17 protein-coding genes are annotated in these 19578 nt (G+C 35.3%); 13 read left to right on the top strand and 4 right to left on the bottom strand.

All coding sequences use genetic code 11. The features are described 5' to 3' along the window. Positions 1 to 356 precede the first annotated feature (356 nt). The 4 genes from BK579_RS16835 (at position 357) to BK579_RS16820 (ending at position 3906) form a co-directional block, all read left to right on the top strand. The gene (locus tag BK579_RS16835) at positions 357 to 1226 is read left to right on the top strand and encodes a LysR family transcriptional regulator (RefSeq protein ID WP_078547434.1); all 870 of its coding nucleotides are present in this window, start codon (positions 357 to 359) and stop codon (positions 1224 to 1226) included. A 190-nt stretch (positions 1227 to 1416) separates the two neighbouring features. Continuing rightward, complete coding sequence (gene dapD, locus BK579_RS16830) at positions 1417 to 2136, top strand: 2,3,4,5-tetrahydropyridine-2,6-dicarboxylate N-acetyltransferase (RefSeq protein ID WP_078547432.1); 720 nt, start codon at positions 1417 to 1419, stop codon at positions 2134 to 2136. A gap of 316 nt (positions 2137 to 2452) precedes the next feature. Beyond that, positions 2453 to 3577, top strand: coding sequence for an N-acetyldiaminopimelate deacetylase (locus tag BK579_RS16825; protein WP_139365202.1), 1125 nt, complete (start codon positions 2453 to 2455; stop codon positions 3575 to 3577). An 83-nt stretch (positions 3578 to 3660) separates the two neighbouring features. Next, complete coding sequence (locus BK579_RS16820) at positions 3661 to 3906, top strand: YkuS family protein (protein ID WP_078547428.1); 246 nt, start codon at positions 3661 to 3663, stop codon at positions 3904 to 3906. Between the two features lie 75 nt (positions 3907 to 3981). Here the strand turns inward: BK579_RS16820 and BK579_RS16815 are convergent, their stop codons facing one another. Continuing rightward, positions 3982 to 4830, bottom strand: coding sequence for a mechanosensitive ion channel family protein (locus BK579_RS16815; protein WP_078547426.1), 849 nt, complete (start codon positions 4828 to 4830; stop codon positions 3982 to 3984). A gap of 312 nt (positions 4831 to 5142) precedes the next feature. Here BK579_RS16815 and BK579_RS16810 point away from each other — a divergent pair, with 312 nt between their 5' ends. The 5 genes from BK579_RS16810 to BK579_RS16790 all read left to right on the top strand — a co-directional run bounded on the left by BK579_RS16810 (position 5143) and on the right by BK579_RS16790 (position 11417). Then, entirely contained in the window at positions 5143 to 5685 is a 543-nt protein-coding gene (locus BK579_RS16810) for a peroxiredoxin (RefSeq protein WP_078547424.1), read from the top strand. 93 nt (positions 5686 to 5778) lie between these two features. After that, positions 5779 to 6234 (top strand): TlpA family protein disulfide reductase, encoded by a 456-nt coding sequence (locus BK579_RS16805; RefSeq protein ID WP_078547422.1) that lies wholly within the window; start codon positions 5779 to 5781, stop codon positions 6232 to 6234. 275 nt (positions 6235 to 6509) lie between these two features. Beyond that, a complete protein-coding gene (locus tag BK579_RS16800) occupies positions 6510 to 8264 on the top strand; it encodes an ABC transporter ATP-binding protein (protein WP_078547420.1) in 1755 nt (584 codons plus the stop codon). 14 nt (positions 8265 to 8278) lie between these two features. After that, positions 8279 to 10102 carry an ABC transporter ATP-binding protein gene (locus tag BK579_RS16795; protein WP_078547418.1) on the top strand — a complete coding sequence of 608 codons (1824 nt, stop codon included), beginning with the start codon at positions 8279 to 8281 and terminating at the stop codon, positions 10100 to 10102. Between the two features lie 652 nt (positions 10103 to 10754). Further along, positions 10755 to 11417 carry a potassium channel family protein gene (locus tag BK579_RS16790; RefSeq protein WP_078547417.1) on the top strand — a complete coding sequence of 221 codons (663 nt, stop codon included), beginning with the start codon at positions 10755 to 10757 and terminating at the stop codon, positions 11415 to 11417. A gap of 39 nt (positions 11418 to 11456) precedes the next feature. On the opposite strand, the gene rnjA is transcribed toward BK579_RS16790, so the two are convergent. The 3 genes from rnjA to def form a co-directional block, all read right to left on the bottom strand. Next, the gene (gene rnjA / locus BK579_RS16785; RefSeq protein WP_078547416.1) at positions 11457 to 13124 is read right to left on the bottom strand and encodes a ribonuclease J1; all 1668 of its coding nucleotides are present in this window, start codon (positions 13122 to 13124) and stop codon (positions 11457 to 11459) included. A gap of 5 nt (positions 13125 to 13129) precedes the next feature. Continuing rightward, on the bottom strand, positions 13130 to 13339 hold the full coding sequence (locus tag BK579_RS16780) for a DNA-dependent RNA polymerase subunit epsilon (protein WP_078547415.1): 210 nt from the start codon (positions 13337 to 13339) through the stop codon (positions 13130 to 13132). Positions 13340 to 13993: 654 nt separating this feature from the next. After that, positions 13994 to 14548, bottom strand: a complete 555-nt coding sequence (gene def, locus BK579_RS16775; RefSeq protein WP_078547414.1) for a peptide deformylase — start codon at positions 14546 to 14548, stop codon at positions 13994 to 13996. Positions 14549 to 14783: 235 nt separating this feature from the next. Between def and BK579_RS16770 the strand changes: the two genes are divergently transcribed. The 4 genes from BK579_RS16770 (at position 14784) to BK579_RS16755 (ending at position 19577) form a co-directional block, all read left to right on the top strand. Next, a complete protein-coding gene (locus tag BK579_RS16770; RefSeq protein ID WP_235848450.1) occupies positions 14784 to 15458 on the top strand; it encodes a YkyA family protein in 675 nt (224 codons plus the stop codon). Positions 15459 to 16072: 614 nt separating this feature from the next. After that, positions 16073 to 17185, top strand: coding sequence for a pyruvate dehydrogenase (acetyl-transferring) E1 component subunit alpha (gene pdhA / locus BK579_RS16765; RefSeq protein WP_078547413.1), 1113 nt, complete (start codon positions 16073 to 16075; stop codon positions 17183 to 17185). 3 nt (positions 17186 to 17188) lie between these two features. Continuing rightward, complete coding sequence (locus BK579_RS16760) at positions 17189 to 18166, top strand: alpha-ketoacid dehydrogenase subunit beta (protein WP_078547411.1); 978 nt, start codon at positions 17189 to 17191, stop codon at positions 18164 to 18166. A gap of 97 nt (positions 18167 to 18263) precedes the next feature. Continuing rightward, complete coding sequence (locus BK579_RS16755) at positions 18264 to 19577, top strand: dihydrolipoamide acetyltransferase family protein (RefSeq protein WP_078547410.1); 1314 nt, start codon at positions 18264 to 18266, stop codon at positions 19575 to 19577. The last annotated feature ends 1 nt before the right edge of the window (position 19578 follow it).

Here is a 19578-nt window from a genome sequence, read left to right as displayed (position 1 = left end):
GTTGCTTAATATTACTTATAATGAGTCAGAATTTAGTAGATTCCAGTGGCTTCGATACAGTTGCCAAAGAGCCAGAGGGAAGTAGATCATATGCTCTATGATCCAGCTCCCGAAGCAAAAACGAGGAGAAAGTGAATCATAGCTTTATGACTTAGTTGCGAATGATAGGCCCATTTTGAGGCGATCTCCCAAGTAGGCGTATCCACAACCTAGGTTACTTTCAGGTAGAGATTTACTCATGTAATCGCCTTCATTAATTTGTTGATTTAATGATGTCTCCTCTTGTGTTAAAATAAAATGATTAAAAAGTCAACAAGTGACATAAGTGAAACTTATGGGGATATAGAGGTGTAAACGTGCAATTTTCTGAGTTTGAATTGTTAGTTGTTTTAGATTCTGAAATGAATATGAGAAAAGCGGCTGAAAAACTATTTGTGTCTCAACCAGCATTATCTCAACGTCTTCAATCCATTGAAAAATCATGGAATACAAAAATATTTGTAAGATCGCAAAAGGGGTTAACTCCTACTCCAGCTGGGGAGAAAATTATTGAATTTGCTAAAGAGGTTGTTGAAAAAGAAGAGAAAATCCGAGAGCAAATACAGTCATTAGACCATGAGGTTCACGGAACATTGAAGATTGCATGTGCATCGATAATTGGTCAGAACTGGTTGCCTCAAGTCCTAAAAAGATATGTGACAAAATATCCTCAGGCTAGGATATCACTTATTACTGGTTGGAGTAGTGAGATACTAAAAAATCTATATGATGATACAGTCCATATTGGAATTATCCGTGGTAATCCTGATTGGAAGGGTGTTAAAAAACATTTAATAACAGATACCATGTATCTGGTAGATACTGAAATTAATTCAATAGAGCAGGTATTAGAAACTGACCGTCCATTTATTCAGTTTAGAAGTGATTCTACTTATTATCAAGAAATACAAGAGTGGTGGCATCGAACTTTTCAGACGGTCCCCAAAAGGACTATCATAGTCGATCAAATTGAAACCTGTAAACAGATGACTTTAAATGGTATAGGTTATGCAATCCTACCCTCAATAACACTTAATCAGGATGATTCGCAAATATATAAAATACCTTTGCTAAATGAGTTAAATGAACCAATGAAACGAGATACATGGTTAATTGGGTATGAATCATCATTTGAATTAAAACAGGTTAAAGCTTTTATCGATATTATTCAAGAAACCTTTAAATAGTTTTATAAGGCTATTACGAAGGAAGTATCATTCGACCAAAAGTACGAGTTAATTACAGATAAAAATAATCATTCGCAAAAAAAACGACTTTTTTCTTGATATGCTTACTTTAGTTTGATAAATTAGATGAGAATATGCTTGGCTTTGTTTTTAGCCAAAACTTCAAAGAATTTAGCTAGGAGGAATACATATGAAAATGATGGATGCAAATGAAATTATCTCATTTATTCAAAATAGTGTTAAATCAACACCTGTTAAGGTATATGTTAAAGGTGATTTAGCAGGTTTAGATTTTGGTGCAAACTCCAAAACATTTATTACAGGAAACACTGGTATCGTTTTTGGGGAGTGGAAGGATATTCAAGCTACACTTGAAGCTAATTCTACACAAATTGAAGATTACGTAGTTGAAAATGACCGTAGAAATTCAGCAATTCCTTTATTAGATCTAAAAGGAATCAAAGCGCGTATCGAGCCTGGTGCAATTATTCGAGATCAAGTAGAAATTGGCGATAATGCGGTTATTATGATGGGTGCTTCAATCAATATCGGAGCTGTTATTGGTGAAGGTACAATGATCGACATGAATGCTGTCTTAGGCGGACGCGCAACAGTAGGTAAAAATTGTCATGTAGGAGCTGGAGCTGTATTGGCTGGTGTGATTGAGCCACCATCTGCTCAGCCTGTAATTCTTGAAGATGATGTATTAATCGGAGCAAATGCGGTTGTACTTGAAGGTGTTAGAGTTGGAAAGGGCGCAGTTGTTGCTGCAGGTGCAATTGTAATCGAAGATGTCCCACCAAATACCGTTGTGGCTGGAACGCCAGCTCGTGTTATCAAAGAAATTGACGAAAAAACTAAATCTAAGACTGAAATTAAACAAGAACTTCGTCAGTTAAATGAAGAATAAATAAAAGCATAAAGTTTATAAATACAAGCGTGGATTATATATCCACGCTTGTATTATATACATAACCTTTAATGGAAGACCTTTATGGATTAGCACCATGGAGGATGAAAATGTTGTTTGCTTAAGTGTGGAATGAGCGAAGAGCTACTTGACTCCTGCGGGATCTAGTGGTCTCGTGAGACCCCGCAGGAGCAAAGCAGACGACGAGGAGGCTCACGGACCACCCCGCGGAAAGCAAGTGGACGCAGCTCATGGAACTAAACTATCTAGGTTATTTTTATATACAATGTATAGAAGCAACGAAGGGAGAGGTAATCTGATGACCAACCCATTTGTGAAGATACGACGCGAGTTGCATCAAATTCCAGAACTAGGCTTTCAGGAATATAAAACACAAGCATACTTATTAAATTATATTCAATCCTTACCACAGGAAAAGATAGAAATAAAAACTTGGAAGACAGGAATTTTCGTCCTAATTAAGGGGACAAATCCAACCAAAACAATTGGGTATCGAGCTGACATTGATGGATTACCTATCACTGAAGAAACGGGATATGAATTTTCCTCTATTCATAATGGTAGAATGCATGCGTGTGGTCATGATTTTCATATGAGCATTGCTTTAGGTGTGTTAACCAATGTTATCCACCAACCAGTTAAAGATAACCTTCTTTTTATTTTTCAGCCTGCTGAAGAAGGACCAGGAGGTGCTTTACCAATGTTACAAAGCGAGATAATGAGGGAATGGAAACCAGATCTAGTGATTGGCCTTCATATAGCTCCAGATTATCCTGTTGGAACAATTGCTACTAGGGAAGGCTTGTTATTTGCTAACACCTCTGAGTTGTATATTGATTTTATTGGTAAAGGTGGTCATGCTGCATACCCTCACCAAACCAATGATATGATTGTTGCAGCTTGTTCACTTGTTACACAACTTCAATCAATCATCTCAAGAAATGTAGACCCATTGGATAGCGCTGTTATTACAGTAGGGAAAATTACAGGTGGAACTGTTCAAAACATCATTGCTGAAACAGCTAGACTCGAAGGTACAATTAGAACTCTTTCAGTTGAATCTATGGTTAAGGTAAAAGAGAGAATTGAAGCGTTAGTCAAGGGCGTCGAAGTAGGATATCAATGTAAAACACTGATTGATTACGGGGCAATGTATCACCAAGTGTTTAATCACTCTGGATTAACAAGGGAGTTTATGGAGTTTGTTTCTGAGCAAGATCAAGCTACTTTAGTTGAATGTCGCGAGGCAATGACTGGAGAGGATTTTGGCTATATGATTAAAGATATACCAGGTTTTATGTTTTGGCTAGGTGTAGATAGTTCATACGGCTTACATCATTCTAAGCTACTACCAAATGAGGATGCGATCGAAATGGGCATTAATCTATTGACCAAGTATATCCAGTATAAAGGTAATTAATTTTTGCTTATCCTTCTCACATATGTGTAAGAATAAAACGGTCTATTTTGAGGCAAGTTACATATATAGGAGGTGGATGAAAAATGGCGAAAATTGGTGTTGAAGGATCATTAACAGACGTTCAGCAAGCACTTCAAGAAAAAGGTTATGAAGTTGTTCAGCTTCGTCAAGAAAATGATGCGCAAGGCTGTGATTGTTGTGTCATCACAGGATTAGATTCAAATGTTATGGGAATGGCTGATTCAGTAATTAAAGGGCCTGTAATTGAAGCAAATGGTCTAACTGCTGAAGAAATTTGTCAACAGGTAGAAAACAGAGTAGGTCAATAATGAAATAACATTATACTTAATAAAAGAGGATGTCCTAGAACTTGGGACATCCTCTTTGTTAGTATTAGCTAATAATTATTCTGATTTTTTTTCGATATATACTTGGTGAGGAAATGGTATCTCAATTCCATTAGAATCGAGCGCCTCCTTAAGAGCTTTACGTAGTTTTCTTTCAACAGCCCATTGCCCCATGTTGTCTGTTTTGGCAATAATTCTGATAACAACATCAGAGGAGCCGAGAGATTGTACCCCAATAACATTAGGCCCTTCTTTAATTGACTCATCTTCAGCGGCAATTTTGTCACAAGTATTTTGTAATATATTTATTGCTTGATCAATGTCATCATCATATGATATTCCTATATCCACCAAGGCTCTCATGTTGCCTCTTGAATGGTTACTTAGACTGGAAATTTGTCGGTTAGGTAAAAAATGAAGAGTTCCATCAAAACCCCTTATTTGAGTTGTTCTTAGACCAACAGATTCAACAATACCAGAATATCCTGCTGTTGTTACATAATCATCAACATCAATTTGTTTTTCTAATAGGAGAAAGAAACCTGTGACAACATCACTTACAAGTCCTTGTGCTCCAAATCCAATTGCTAAGCCAATAACACCAGCTCCTGCAAGTAATGCAGTGGCATCATAGTTGAAGATTTCAAATACCATTACAATAAAAATAAAAAATAGGACATATGAAAAAATATTTAAACTAAGACTTTCTAGTGTTTTAGCTCTTCCCAGCGAAATGTCATCGCGCTTAACAACTTTTTCAAAAGATCTCCTGATAACTCGATTTCCTATACTCTTAACAATTAAAAAAACTATAAAAATTCCCAATAGTTTTAAACCTAGAATTCCAATTGTGGTCAGAAGTAGTTCAAAGTCTAGTTTTTCAAAGTTAAATGTCTCTCCAAACAAATAAATCCTTCCTCTCTATTAGTAATAAGCTTTTAATTTGTCCTTCTAACAATCACAGTACCAACTAAAAACATATAAAAAATTGTAACATAGTGAAAAATGATTTCAAGTTTCTTGTCTGAAAATGTCTAAAGGTTAATGAAAATGAAAAAATAGATTGTATATAAAGGAAGTGTAATGTTAGTAAAAGTTTTGATTTACTCAATTCTTCCTAAAATTGACTACAAAAAATGGTTCATTTATAATGGCAGGTGTTAAGAATTACCAAAGGTATTGAATTGTTACTGAACAAACTTAATGGAGTGATTAATAATGGCAGAACGAATGGTAGGTAAACCAGCACCTCGCTTTGAGATGGATGCAGTATTGGCAAATAAGGACTTTGGAAAAGTAAGCCTTTCAGAGAACATGAAAAATGAGAAGTGGACAGTATTATTCTTTTATCCAATGGATTTCACTTTCGTGTGCCCAACAGAAATTACTTCTTTATCTGATAGATATGATGAGTTTGAAGATTTAGATGCAGAAGTGATCGGAGTATCCACAGATACAATACATACACATTTAGCATGGATTAAAACAGGTCGTACTGAAAATGGCTTGGGAGATTTAAAATACCCATTAGCTGCTGATACAAACCACGCTGTTTCACGGGAGTATGGGGTACTAATTGGAGAAGAAGGAATTGCACTACGTGGGTTATTCATTATTAGTCCAGAAGGAGAAATGATGTACTCAGTTGTTAACCACAACAACATTGGTCGTGACGTAGACGAGACACTTCGTGTACTGCAGGCCTTACAAACAGGTGGGCTATGTCCGGCAAACTGGAAACCAGGACAAGCAACTTTATAAAGGATTATGATTATTTTGGTTGAGTAATTTTTGTTGTATAAGGGTCTAACTTGCTGTTAGGCCTCTTATCATTATAAATGGAGGTTGTGTATAATGAAGTTGAGAGAGCAGATGCCTGAGTTAGAAGGTGCAACAGAATGGCTTAATGGGGAGTTAAATAAATCGGATTTAATTGGTGAAAAACCAACTCTTTTCCATTTTTGGTCGATAAGCTGTGGATTATGTAAAGATGCAATGCCGCAAGTAAATGAATTTAGAGATCAATATAAAGATAAATTAAACATTGTTGCAGTACATATGCCAAGGTCTGAAAAGGATTTGAATCTAGAAGAAATTATAGAAGTTGCTGCACAACACGATATTAGTCAACCAATATTTGTTGATAATGACCATAAACTAACAGATGCATTTGAAAACCAGTATGTTCCTGCTTATTATGTCTTTGATGCTGAAGGGAAGCTGCGTCATTACCAGGCGGGTGGAAGTGGTATGAAGATGCTGACGAAGCGTGTGAATCGTGTGCTTGAAGAGAGCGAGAAAACCGAATAACACTGTAACGGGAAGATAAATAAAATCTTTCCGTTTATTTTTGAATGGCTTAATAAAAGCAAGCATCGTTCCTTCCTTGAAATGATGATCTCTGGATCGATTTTGCTCATTAAGATTTTTTACCTCGTTATTTGGTTAGGATAAAACACGTATTTTTTGTAAAAATTCGAGATGTTCAAACAATTTACTGGAAATTTATTTCGAAAGTCGATATATTAATAGTTATGTGTCATCATTGTTACATATTTTATTTAATCAACTGGAGGAGGCTAAATATGGAGACGTTTAAAAAACTGAAACAGTTTTATTGGCCATTTAAAAAACTTTTTCTTTGGTCAATCTTTTTTCTTTTATTTGTAACCGGAATTACTGTTGTTTACCCCATTGTTCTTCAAATTACAATTGACGAAGTTATTATAGCTGGGAATTACGGTTATATACCTTATATATCTTTAGGGTTTATCGGAATTATGATTGTAAAAGGAGTTACAACCTATTTTCAACAATACCTCGGAGACATGTTTGGAATTAAGTCCGTTTATACCCTTAGAAATGAACTTTATAAAAAGTTACAATACTTGCCATTCAGGTATTACGATAATGCTAAGACTGGGGATTTAATGTCACGTCTAACAGCTGATGTAGAAGGGTTTAGGTTCTTTTTATCATTTGGGTTCTCAGAATTAATAAGATTCGTACTTTTAGTTGGTACTAGTTTAGTAGTTATGTTTTCTTACTCAGTATCATTGACTTTTGTAACAATTGCTGCATTACCGTTTCTTGTGGTAGTTGTATATAAGTTTGATAAAAGGGTACATCCCGCTTTTAGAGGGATTCGGAAATCATTTGGTCGATTAAACACAAATGTTCAAGAAAATATCAGTGGAATTAATACGGTGAAATCTTTATCCAGAGAATCGTTCCAAATAAATAAATTTAATGACTCAAATAACGATTACAAAGGTAATCATTTATTCACAGCAGATATTTGGGCTAAGTATTTTCCGTTAATGGAATTCATCGGCAATATTAGTGTAGTAACACTTTTATCCTATGGAGGATATTTGGTCATCGGTGGTCAACTTTCTCATGGTGCATTGGTTGCTTTCTTTAGTTTGGTTTGGTATATCATGTGGCCAATTATGAACCTTGGTTTTATAATCAATCAGTTTTCACAATCAAAAGCGTCTGGTGAAAGACTTCTAGAAATTTTAGAAGCAGATGAAGAAATTATAGAAAAAGAAGCAGCTGTATCTAAAGAGAGATTAGAAGGTCAATTAGATTTTAAAGATGTTACTTTAAAATATACTGAAGACGATGAGGCGGCTCTTTCTTCTATTTCATTTAATGCTGAACCAGGAAAAGTTATTGGACTTATTGGTTCAACTGGATCTGGAAAAACAAGTATTACTCAGTTAATTACAAGATTTTATGAGCCGGTAAAAGGCCAAATTTTTGTAGATGGTCGTGATATTAAGGAATATTCCATTAGTACTCTTAGAAGAAATATTGGTTTTGTATTACAAGAGTCATTTCTATTTTCATCTACGATTAAATCGAATATTGCGTATGGACGTCCAGATGCCACAATGGATCAAATTATAGATGCTGCAAAACGTGCGCAAGCACATGATTTTATTATGGAGCTAGAAAACGGCTACGATACACTGCTAGGAGAACGCGGTATGGGTCTTTCTGGTGGCCAAAAACAAAGAATTGCCATTGCTAGAGCAATCTGTATTGACCCTAGCATCCTAATTTTAGATGATGCAACGAGTGCGGTTGATATGGAAACAGAGTTTAATATTCAAAGAGATTTAAAGGAAGTAATGAAAGGAAGAACTACTTTAATAATTGCTCATCGTATCTCTTCTTTAAAGCATGCTGACGAGATATTAGTACTTGATGAGGGTAAAATTGTTGAACGAGGAACACATGATGAACTTGTTCAAAATAATGGTGCATATCAAAGAATATATGATATTCAATATAAGGATCAAAAGACAATCCTTCAATCGCAAACAGGGTGAGGTAGGTGAGAAATATGAGTGAACAGAAAGTGAAAAAGAATAATGTAAATGAACGTTTTCATTATTCAACGGATCAAGCAATTGAGAAACCATTTAACTGGAAACAGATGTATCGATTATTAAGCTATATGAAACCATATACGAAAACTTTGTTACCACTTGCGATTATTGCAGTATTAATAGCTACTGCAGTTAGGCTGATTGTTCCTATTTTAATAGGTGTATATACGATTGACCATGCAATTGCTGATAAGGATACAAACCTTCTAATCACGTTGGTTTTTGTAATTCTTGGATTATATACAGTATCTTATATTTCTAATGTCTTCCGAATAAGATGGATGAATCAGTTGGGGCAAAATATTATTTATGACATACGAAAACATTTATTTACACATGTTCAAAACTTGTCCCATCGATTCTTTGATCAGCGTTCTGCTGGTTCAATACTTGTTCGTATAATGAACGATATCAATTCTCTTCAAGAGCTATTTACAAATGGTGTAATTAATTTATTAATGGATTTTATTTTATTAATTGGAATATTTGTTATTCTATTTGTGATTAGCCCTGAGCTAACACTGGCAATAATGGTTATTTTGCCAGTTATGTTCTTTATCTCTACTAGTCTCAGAAAAAAAATAAGACGTTCTTGGCAAATGGTTCGTATTAAGCAGGCGAAATTAAATTCTCACTTAAACGAAAGTATTCAAGGGATTCGCGTAACGCAATCATTCACTCAAGAAAAAGAGAATATGGAGTTTTTTGATGGTGTTAACACGGAAACGTTTGAAAGTTGGAGAGATGCAACTAGAAAAAATGCCATGTTTAGACCATTTGTTGAAATGACAAATGCAATAGGAACTGCAATACTTTTATGGTATGGGGCCTACTTAATCACTGGTGACAGCCTTAATATCGGTGCATTCGTATCATTTGCAGTATATTTAGGGATGTTCTGGGAGCCAATTTCCCGCCTAGGTCAAGTTTACAACCAACTTTTAATGGGGATGGCATCATCCGAACGTATTTTTGAATATTTAGATGAAAAGCCTATTGTTTCTGAAAAAGAAAATGCAAAGACATTAACAGATATTAAAGGTAAGATTGAGTTTGATAAGGTAGAATTCTCATATGACGAAAAACGAAAAGCTTTAAAGGGGATCTCTTTAACCATGGAAGCAGGTCAGACAGTAGCTCTAGTCGGTCATACTGGTTCAGGTAAAACGACAATCGCTAACTTAATAAGCCGTTTCTATGATTCTACAAGTGGAACAGTCAAGATCGATGGTATTGATATTAAAGACGTAACACTTCAAAGTGTTCGCTCACAAATTAGTGTTGTACTTCAAGATACGTTTATTTTCTCGGGAACAATATTTGATAATATTCGTTTCGGTCGTCCGGATGCATCGGATGAAGAAGTTATGGATGCTGCTAAGGCGGTGGGGGCACATGCTTTCATTGAAAAGCTACCAAATGGCTACAAGACAGAAGTCGAGGAAAGAGGTAATATTCTTTCTGTAGGTGAACGTCAGCTATTATCCTTTGCACGATCTCTATTAGCAGATCCTAAAATCTTAATTTTAGATGAAGCAACAGCAAGTATTGATACAGAAACAGAAATGAAGATCCAAAGTGCCTTGAAAAAACTACTCAAAGATAGAACAGCGATTATAATTGCACATAGACTATCTACTATTAGAGAAGCTGACAAGATTTTTGTATTAGATCACGGAGAAATCCTAGAACAAGGTTCTCATGATCAGCTTATGGAACATAAAGGAGAATATTATAAGCTAGTAAAGGCACAATTTAAAATGCTAGAAGTAGGATAGACTTAGTTTGAGAAGAGGTAGAATTTATCCCTCTTCTTTTTTTATGATTTTTTTATTCTAGACTAAAATTAACCCGCTAAATTGAAGCGATTAAGCATCTCTCATCCGTGTAATTTTCAGTTCAGAGGTAGACGCCGATGATCTATAAGTCTACACCAGAAAATTGATCAGAGTCTAACCCTAATGTGGTATACGGAGACCACTTGACTCCTGCATGATCTAGTGTAATGAGGCGTGTTGTGATTCCGCAATACACCGTAAGGAGCCCCTAATGGCGATGAGGAGGCTCCTGGACCACCCGCGTAAAGCAGGTGGGATCACAGCTCATGGAACTAACTCCGCTACCAAGGTTATTTCAGGGTAGACATCTATGCTAATTAAAATTAGCACCATGGAGTATGAAAAATTATACTTAGCTTAGTGTCTAGCTTCAGGCGCTATCGGCTCGGGGTCATAAGTCAATCCGGCAAGAAGGTTAAAAAGCAACCTTCTTGCCGGCTCGTCTTATGCCTGTCGCCGATGAACGAGAGCCTTCCGCTTTTCTTTTTTCAGGATAGACAACAAAACTAGTTATTCTGAGATAAATTATAAAATATATGATAAAATAACCTTATAAAAAGGATTACCTAGAAGAACAATTGGGGGACTACTTGTGAAAAAAGAATTTGCAGTTATTGGACTTGGTCGCTTTGGGGGGAGTATTTGTAGAGCGTTAAGTGAAGACGGTATGGAAGTTATGGCCATTGACCTTGACGAGGATAAGGTCAATAGTTATTCTACTATCGCTTCCCATGCAGTCGTCGGTGACTCTACAGATGAAAGCGTATTAAAGAGCTTAGGAATTAGAAATTTTGATCACGTGATTGTTGCTATTGGTGATAATATTCAGGCTAGTATACTAACAACCTTAATCCTCAAGGAGTTAGGGGTAAAAAATATAACCGTAAAAGCTCAAAATGATTATCATGAAAAAGTATTAAGTAAAATTGGAGCAGATCAAATTGTTCACCCTGAAAGAGATATGGGAAAAAGGATTGCTCATAATATTATTTCAAATAATGTATTAGATTATCTTGAACTTTCAGATGAACACAGTATTGTTGAAATTGTTGCAAGTAGAAAAATGGATGGCAATTCACTAATTGATTTAGACATTCGTGCAAAGTATGGGATTAATATTGTAGCTATTAAAAGAGGGAAGAATATAATTGTATCTCCACAGGCAACTGAAATGATCCTTCAAGGCGATATTTTAATCGTCATTGGGGCTGATACCGATATAAATAGATTCGAAAAGAATCTAGTAGGTGAATAAAAAAAGCGGCCACTGGCCGCTTTTTAATTTATTTATTTTTTAAACCTCCATAATGATCGGTAAAATCATTGGACGGCGTTTTGTTTTTTCGTATAAGAATGGTGCTAATGTGTCGGTGATTTCATTTTTGATCTCTGACCATTGCGTTGTACGACGTTCCATTACTTTATTTAAGTGTTTTGAAATTAAGCTCTGAGCATCATTTATTAAATCCCCAGATTCTCTCATATAAACAAAACCACGAGAAATTAAGTCTGGTCCTGCAGCAATCTTGAAATCCTTCATATTGATACTTACAACAACAATGACAAGGCCTTCTTCAGATAAAATACGGCGGTCTCTTAGGACAATATTACCAATATCGCCAACCCCACTACCATCGATATAGACGTTACCTGAAGGGATTTTACCAGCAACTGATGCTTCATTTTCACTTAAAGCGAGCACATCACCATTGTCCATGATAAAGCAATGGTTCTCAGGAACACCACAATCGATAGCTAGCTTTGAATGCATTTTTTGCATTCTGAATTCACCATGTATAGGCATAAAGAATTTTGGCTTCATTAAACGTAACATTAGTTTTTGCTCTTCTTGTCCACCATGACCTGATGTGTGGATATCATTTAGTGGACCGTGGATTACTTCAGCCCCTGCACGATATAGCATATTGATTGTACGGCTTACGCTGATTGTATTACCAGGAATAGGTGAAGAAGAAAATACTACAGTATCCCCTGGAATTATCTGAATTTGACGATGAGTTCCACCAGCAATTCTAGACAATGCTGCCATAGGCTCACCTTGACTACCAGTACAAAGAATTGTTACACGATTTGCCGGCAAACGGTTTATTTGAGATGCTTCAATAAAAGTCTCTTTTGGAGCTCTTATAAAGCCCAAATCCTGTCCGATCGTAATCGCTGCTTCCATACTTCGTCCAAATACTGCGACCTTCCTACCGTTTTGAACAGCTGATTCGACAACTTGTTGAAGGCGATGAATGTTAGAAGCAAATGTGGCAAAAATTAATCGTCCATCCACTTTTCGGAAGATATCATTAATACTATCGCCAACACGACGCTCTGACATCGTAAATTCAGGATTCTCTGAGTTAGTACTATCAGATAGTAAGCAAAGAACACCTTCTTTTCCAATCTCAGCCATCTTTGTTAAATCCGCTGGTTCTCCAACCGGTGTAAAATCAAACTTGAAGTCACCAGTATGTACAACTTGTCCAGGAGGTGTTTTTACAACAATTCCGAATGCATCTGGAATACTATGTGTTGTACGGTAAAAGCTTACAGATGTTTTTCTGAATTTAATGATTTCATCTTCGTGAACTTCAATAAGCTTCGTTTGGCGTAATAAACCATGCTCTTCCAATTTATTTCTAATTAAGGCTAAAGCTAATTTCCCACCATATACTGGAACATTTATTTCTTTTAAAAGATAAGGTATTCCACCAATATGATCTTCATGTCCGTGGGTAATAAATAAACCTTTAACTTTTTCAACGTTCTTAACTAAATAACTATAATCTGGAATTACGTAATCAATGCCTAATAATTCATCTTCCGGGAATTTAATACCGGCATCTATCAAGATAATTTCATCTTGAAATTGTACACCATAGGTGTTTTTTCCGATTTCACCTAACCCACCTAAGGCGAATACTGCTGTTTGATCATTTTTAACAAATTTCATACGAATCAAATCTCCAATACTTTAAAGTCTTCATTTTGTTGCTCATACTCTAGAAAAGCCTTTTCAACTTTTTGAATATATTCAATGTTAATTGCACGATCAATTAATTTGGTACGAACTTCTTTTTCAGATCCTGCTTCGACAAATACTGTTTTCGTTTTTTCTCTTACAGGTACCTCGTTAGCTTGTTCTTGAAAATAAACCTTAAAAATCATTTGCCAATTCTCTCCTTAATTACCGAAAGTTAGATTCACTTTTTCTATTATATAAAAAAATAGAAACTTTTTCATGTTTTTTCTACTATTTAGTAAAAAAGTTATTTTAATAAATCACTTGTAATATCGGAATAATGTTTATTTCCCTATTTTTAGTAGATGAAAACGCTACTTTTAAAAAATATTATATTTCTCATAACCGATTTTTAAAGTAAATCAATAAAATAAATGGACCCTCCTGATTTATGAAGGGCCCAGAAGGTTATTTTGTAAATAAAATTGATAATGTAAGCTTGTTACACAATTTAGGCGATTGTTTTCTTCTTTAATAAATCAGACCATTGTCTTAGTATTTTTTTTCTTAGCTTTTTAAGCATGATAACATCATCTCCTCTTTTAACAGATTTAAAACGGACATTTATAATAAAAAGAATTTATAGCTTGTACGAATCTGGTTAAATGTATTTTATTATCTATCTATAGTATATGATATTTTACAAATCCTTTTCATGGGTAAAAATGGAATATTTCTGACTGTTGTAATAGAGGAGATTTTGGTTCTATGACCTGAAGCTATATAGAGGATAAGTTAATTGGGGAGAATTGAAGACTCTGCTGCTGATTAACAAGTAGAGTCTTCGATTCAAGTTCAGTTTATAGTTCAATTGGAATAGCGTTCTCTGGAACCATAAAGGGATCATTCTTATTTATGTGATCATAAAACATCACACCATTTAAATGGTCTATTTCATGCTGAAAAACAATAGAAGGCAAACCTTTGAGTTTTATCAAAATTTCTTGTCCATCAATTGTTTTTCCTTTTACTTTTATCCTGGCGTGTCTTGGTACAATTCCTTGTACCTCACGATCTACTGACAAACAACCTTCACCATGTGTAAGGTAACTTTTTTCTACAGAATGACTAACTATTTTAGGATTAAATAGTGCATAACTATATAATCGGTCATCTTTATCCTTAAGGTGTACTGCAATCATTCTTTTAGTTATATTTATTTGTGGTGCTGCAAGTCCAATTCCGGGTCTCAAGCCATACTTCTCAGCAATCTGAGGATCTTGACTATTTTTCACAAATTCTAACATTTCACCTAGTATTCTTTTCTCATCATGTGATGGTTCATTGTTTACTTCTTCAGCCACTTTACGAAGAGATGGATGTCCTTCTCTAACTATGTTATCCATTGTAATCATATTCTTCACTCCTTTGAAATCCACTTAACCTAGTATGATTATAGTCATATGAAGAAAAAAAGGAAAATAATATTCTTTATTTGAAAAAATACATTCAATAAAAAGGTCTAAAAAATAGGACAGGCACATAACTTTTTATATACAACACGCTTTTTATATAAAATTAATTTACAGTTGTTAAATAACTTTAAACCTTTTATAGTATTATATTGTATAGGTTAGGGGGAATATTAGAGTGAAATTAAATAAAATGGTAAAAATCTTCACATTCTGTTTGTTTTTACTCATGATTGTAGGCTGTAATAATGGTCCAAAACCAGAGGAAGAAATATATACAGTCCTTGAAGAAGTAGTAAAACTTGAAGATTCTTTTAAAGAACAACAAAATCCATTAGTAGAACTTGAACAATCGGAAAAAGAACTATATGACGAAATTATCTCTTTAAGTATGAAAGATTATGAAAAGATTGTCACACTTTCAAATGAAGCTCTTTCCATTGTCGAAGAAAGAAAACAAAGAATCGAGAATGAATACGAGAGCATAAAGGAATCACAAGAAAAATTTAAAACTGTTAATGATCATATAGAAAAACTTGAAGATGAACAGTTAAAAGAAGAAGCACGAGCTTTAGTTGAAGTTATGAATAACAGATATGAATCATATGAAGAATTGTATAATTACTATACTGAAGCAATTAGTTACGATCTGGAATTGTATAATTTATTTCAAGAAGAAGATTTATCAATCGACATACTGCAAACTCAAATTGATGAAATAAACACCAGTTATGATCAAGTAATTATAGCAAACGAAAAGTTTAATGAATTTACAGAAATCTACAACCAGGCTAAAATTAGTTTCTATAATAATGCCGGCTTAGATATTGTATATGAAGATCAATCCAACTAAATATGATATAGCGACATACAAAAACGTATGTCGCTTTTTTAATTCAATCGAGGAAATTAAGATTAATACAACTGGGGGCTTTTTGAACTTAGCCCGTCTTAGATAATGGGCAAGAAAATTCTTCTGTTCTTTACTTGTTGACTAGAGAACTGCAAGTGACTCTTTCTTTTATTAGTGTACTTTTTATCGCAATTTCCCACAACTTATGCAAATATGAATTAATTGTGAATTTATTATAATACAGGATTTTGTTGTGTATTAATACAGTAATCGGTGAGAGCGATGGCATTTGTAAGAAGTTTTTATAAAAAAGAACTTATTAAATCTTAAATCAAAGAGATTGACGTAAGAAAATGCATTGGTGTAAACTGAAAAAGTAACATTTGTTGTATCATTTTGTTTTTAAAATAAATTGATACAGGGATTTGATTGACATTTTTTTATACATAGCTTAAATTCACTCGTTATTATTTCTTCCGACTCAAAACAAATAAAACGATAGTAAGTAAGTCGAAAAATGTCTTTTAAATAAAAAAATTGGGTAACCTAATGCTGATGTTTAATGATATTTAAGGTTAAAGAACGGCTAATAGAAAGGATAGGTGACATAAGTAATGGCTAAAACAAAGAAAGCTTTATTTGACAGTCAAGCACAACTTCAAAACGTTGCTGATCAGTTTCCAACACTTCAGATCCTTAATGAGGAAGGAGAGGTTGTTAACAAGGACGCTTTACCAGATTTAAGTGACGATCAATTAAAAGAGTTAATGAGAAGAATGGTATTTACTCGTATTCTTGACCAACGTTCTATTTCGTTAAACCGTCAAGGGCGTCTAGGATTCTATGCGCCAACTGCAGGTCAAGAGGCGTCACAACTAGCTTCTCAATTTGCGTTAGAAAAAGAAGACTTCATTTTACCTGGTTACCGTGATGTTCCACAGCTTGTATGGCATGGTTTACCATTATATCAAGCGTTTCTATTTTCACGTGGTCATTTCGAAGGGAACAACATGCCAGAAGGTGTTAATGTAATCTCACCACAAATTATTATTGGGGCACAAATTATCCAAACTGCTGGTGTAGCTCTAGGGATGAAGAAACGCGGAAAGAAATCTGTAGCAATTACTTATACAGGTGATGGTGGAGCATCTCAAGGTGATTTCTATGAAGGAATCAACTTTGCTGGTGCATACAAAGCTCCTGCAATCTTCGTTGTCCAAAATAACCGTTTTGCAATTTCAACTCCTGTAGAAAAACAATCTGCAGCTAAGACGATTGCTCAAAAGGCAGCGGCAGCAGGTATCCCTGGAGTTCAGGTAGATGGAATGGATCCTCTAGCTGTTTATGCAGCTGTTCGTGATGCTCGTGAACGCGCAATTAATGGAGAAGGCCCAACATTAATAGAAACATTAACTTACCGTTATGGACCACACACAATGGCTGGTGATGACCCAACTCGATACCGTTCAACTGAATTAGATAATGAGTGGGAAAAGAAAGATCCTCTAGTTAGATTCCGTAAATACCTAGAAGCTAAAGGTTTATGGAGTGAAGATGAGGAAAATAAAGTAATTGATCAAGCTAAAGAAGAAATTAAAGACGCTATTAAAAAAGCTGACGAAACACCAAAACAAAAAGTTACAGACTTAATGTCTATAATGTATGAAGAATTACCGTTTAACTTACAAGAGCAATATGAAATCTACAAAGAGAAGGAGTCGAAGTAAGCCATGGCGCAAATGACAATGATTCAAGCAATCACTGATGCGTTACGCACCGAATTGAAAAAAGATGAAAATGTCTTAGTTTTTGGAGAAGACGTTGGACTTAATGGTGGTGTGTTCCGTGCAACAGAAGGACTACAAGCTGAATTTGGTGAAGATCGTGTATTCGATACACCGTTAGCTGAATCAGGTATTGGTGGTCTTGCAATTGGTCTTGGTTTACAAGGCTTTCGTCCAGTAATGGAGATTCAGTTTTTTGGATTTGTTTATGAGGTTATTGATTCACTAAATGGCCAAATGGCACGTATGCGTTATCGATCTGGAGGTCGTTATAATTCTCCAGTGACAATTCGCTCTCCATTTGGTGGTGGAGTTCATACACCAGAACTTCATGCTGATAGTTTAGAAGGTCTTGTTGCTCAACAACCTGGACTTAAAGTAGTTATCCCAGCAACACCTTACGATGCGAAAGGATTGTTAATTTCTGCAATTCGCGACAATGATCCAGTCGTATTTTTAGAGCATATGAAATTGTATCGTTCTTTCCGTCAAGAAGTTCCTGAAGGCGAATATACGATTGAAATTGGCAAGGCTGAAGTTAAGCGTGAAGGTACTGACATTACTATGGTTACATATGGTGCAATGGTACATGAATGCCTTAAAGCAGCAGATGAACTTGAGAAAGAGGGAGTTTCTGCAGAGGTTGTTGACTTGCGTACAATTAGCCCATTAGACATACCTACAATTATTGCTTCAGTTGAAAAAACTGGACGTGCAATAGTTGTTCAAGAAGCACAAAAACAAGCTGGAATTGGAGCTAACGTTGTAGCAGAAATTAATGATCGTGCAATTCTAAGTCTTGAGGCACCAGTCCTTCGTGTTGCTGCTCCTGATACAGTATTTGCGTTTACTGCCGCTGAATCAGTTTGGCTTCCAAACTACAAAGATGTAATCGAAACAGCTAAGAAAGTTCTAGAATTTTAATTTATAACAATTGATAAGTTCTCAGAAACGTACGGCTTCTGAGAACTTACTTAGTGGGTATGTTCAATAAAATTAGACATTATAGGAGGCGAAGACTGTGGCATTTGAATTTAGATTACCTGATATTGGTGAAGGGATCCATGAGGGTGAAATTGTCAAGTGGTTTGTTAAACCAGGTGATGAAGTTAATGAAGATGATGTGCTATGTGAAGTTCAAAATGATAAAGCAGTTGTAGAAATTCCTTCACCTGTTAAAGGTAAGGTTATTGATGTTTTAGTTGAAGAAGGTACGGTTGCAATTGTTGGTGATACTTTAATTACTTTTGATGCTCCAGGGTATGAAAACCTAGTATTTAAAGGTCATGATGATGAGGAAAAACCTAAAGCAGCAGAACAGAAAGAAGAGAAATCAGAAGAAGTACCAGCTGCGCAAGCACAAACGACTGTAGAAGTTGATGAGTCAAAACGTGTAATCGCGATGCCATCTGTACGTAAGTATGCTCGTGAAAAAGGCGTTGAAATCCGTGCAGTACAAGGAACAGGTAAAAATGGTCGAGTAGTTAAAGAAGATATTGATGCATTCCTTACTGGTGGTGCAACACCAGCTGCTACAACTGAACAAGCTGAGGCACCTGTTCAAGAAGCTCCAGCTAAGAAAGAGGAAAAAGCAGCACCAGCACCAGACAAGCAACCAATTCCAGCAGGACAATATCCTGAAACACGTGAAAAGATGAGTGGAATTCGTAAAGCTATCGCTAAAGCAATGGTTAACTCAAAACACACTGCACCTCACGTAACATTAATGGATGAAATTGATGTGACTGAACTAGTAGCAAATCGTAAGAAATTTAAAGATGTTGCTGCAAGCAAAGGAATTAAGTTAACATTCTTACCATATGTAGTTAAAGCTTTAACTTCAGCTTTACGTGAATACCCTGCATTAAATACATCTCTTGATGATGCGACTGATGAAATTGTTCACAAGCATTATTATAATATTGGAATCGCAGCAGATACAGAGAAAGGCTTATTAGTACCTGTAGTAAAAGATGCTGATAGAAAATCAATTTTCAATATTTCAGCTGAAATTAACGAACTTGCTACTAAAGCTCGTGATGGGAAGTTAGCTCCAGATGAAATGAAGGGTGCTTCTTGTACAATTACAAACATCGGTTCAGCTGGTGGACAGTGGTTTACTCCAGTAATTAACCATCCAGAGGTAGCAATCCTAGGTATTGGTCGTATTGCTGAAAAGCCAGTTGTGAAAAATGGAGAAATTGTGGTAGCTCCAGTATTAGCATTATCACTAAGCTTTGATCATCGTATGATTGATGGTGCAACTGCTCAAAACGCTCTTAACCACATTAAACGTTTATTAAATGATCCACAATTATTATTAATGGAGGCGTAAC

Source organism: Litchfieldia alkalitelluris (assembly GCF_002019645.1).
Lineage (GTDB): Bacteria > Bacillota > Bacilli > Bacillales > Bacillaceae_L > Litchfieldia > Litchfieldia alkalitelluris.
The sequence above is the reverse complement of the archived record's forward strand: the minus strand, read 5'-3'. Positions and strand labels throughout refer to the sequence as shown.

Excerpts from the sequence above, each read along its gene's own strand:
- dapD (WP_078547432.1), top strand. The coding sequence starts at position 1,417 with ATGAAAATGATGGATGCAAATGAAATTATCTCATTTATTCAAAATAGT.
- BK579_RS16820 (WP_078547428.1), top strand. The coding sequence starts at position 3,661 with ATGGCGAAAATTGGTGTTGAAGGATCATTAACAGACGTTCAGCAAGCA.
- BK579_RS16810 (WP_078547424.1), top strand. The coding sequence starts at position 5,143 with ATGGCAGAACGAATGGTAGGTAAACCAGCACCTCGCTTTGAGATGGAT.
- BK579_RS16805 (WP_078547422.1), top strand. The coding sequence starts at position 5,779 with ATGAAGTTGAGAGAGCAGATGCCTGAGTTAGAAGGTGCAACAGAATGG.
- BK579_RS16800 (WP_078547420.1), top strand. The coding sequence starts at position 6,510 with ATGGAGACGTTTAAAAAACTGAAACAGTTTTATTGGCCATTTAAAAAA.
- BK579_RS16795 (WP_078547418.1), top strand. The coding sequence starts at position 8,279 with ATGAGTGAACAGAAAGTGAAAAAGAATAATGTAAATGAACGTTTTCAT.
- rnjA (WP_078547416.1), bottom strand. The coding sequence starts at position 13,124 with ATGAAATTTGTTAAAAATGATCAAACAGCAGTATTCGCCTTAGGTGGG.
- BK579_RS16780 (WP_078547415.1), bottom strand. The coding sequence starts at position 13,339 with ATGATTTTTAAGGTTTATTTTCAAGAACAAGCTAACGAGGTACCTGTA.
- def (WP_078547414.1), bottom strand. The coding sequence starts at position 14,548 with ATGATTACAATGGATAACATAGTTAGAGAAGGACATCCATCTCTTCGT.
- pdhA (WP_078547413.1), top strand. The coding sequence starts at position 16,073 with ATGGCTAAAACAAAGAAAGCTTTATTTGACAGTCAAGCACAACTTCAA.
- BK579_RS16760 (WP_078547411.1), top strand. The coding sequence starts at position 17,189 with ATGGCGCAAATGACAATGATTCAAGCAATCACTGATGCGTTACGCACC.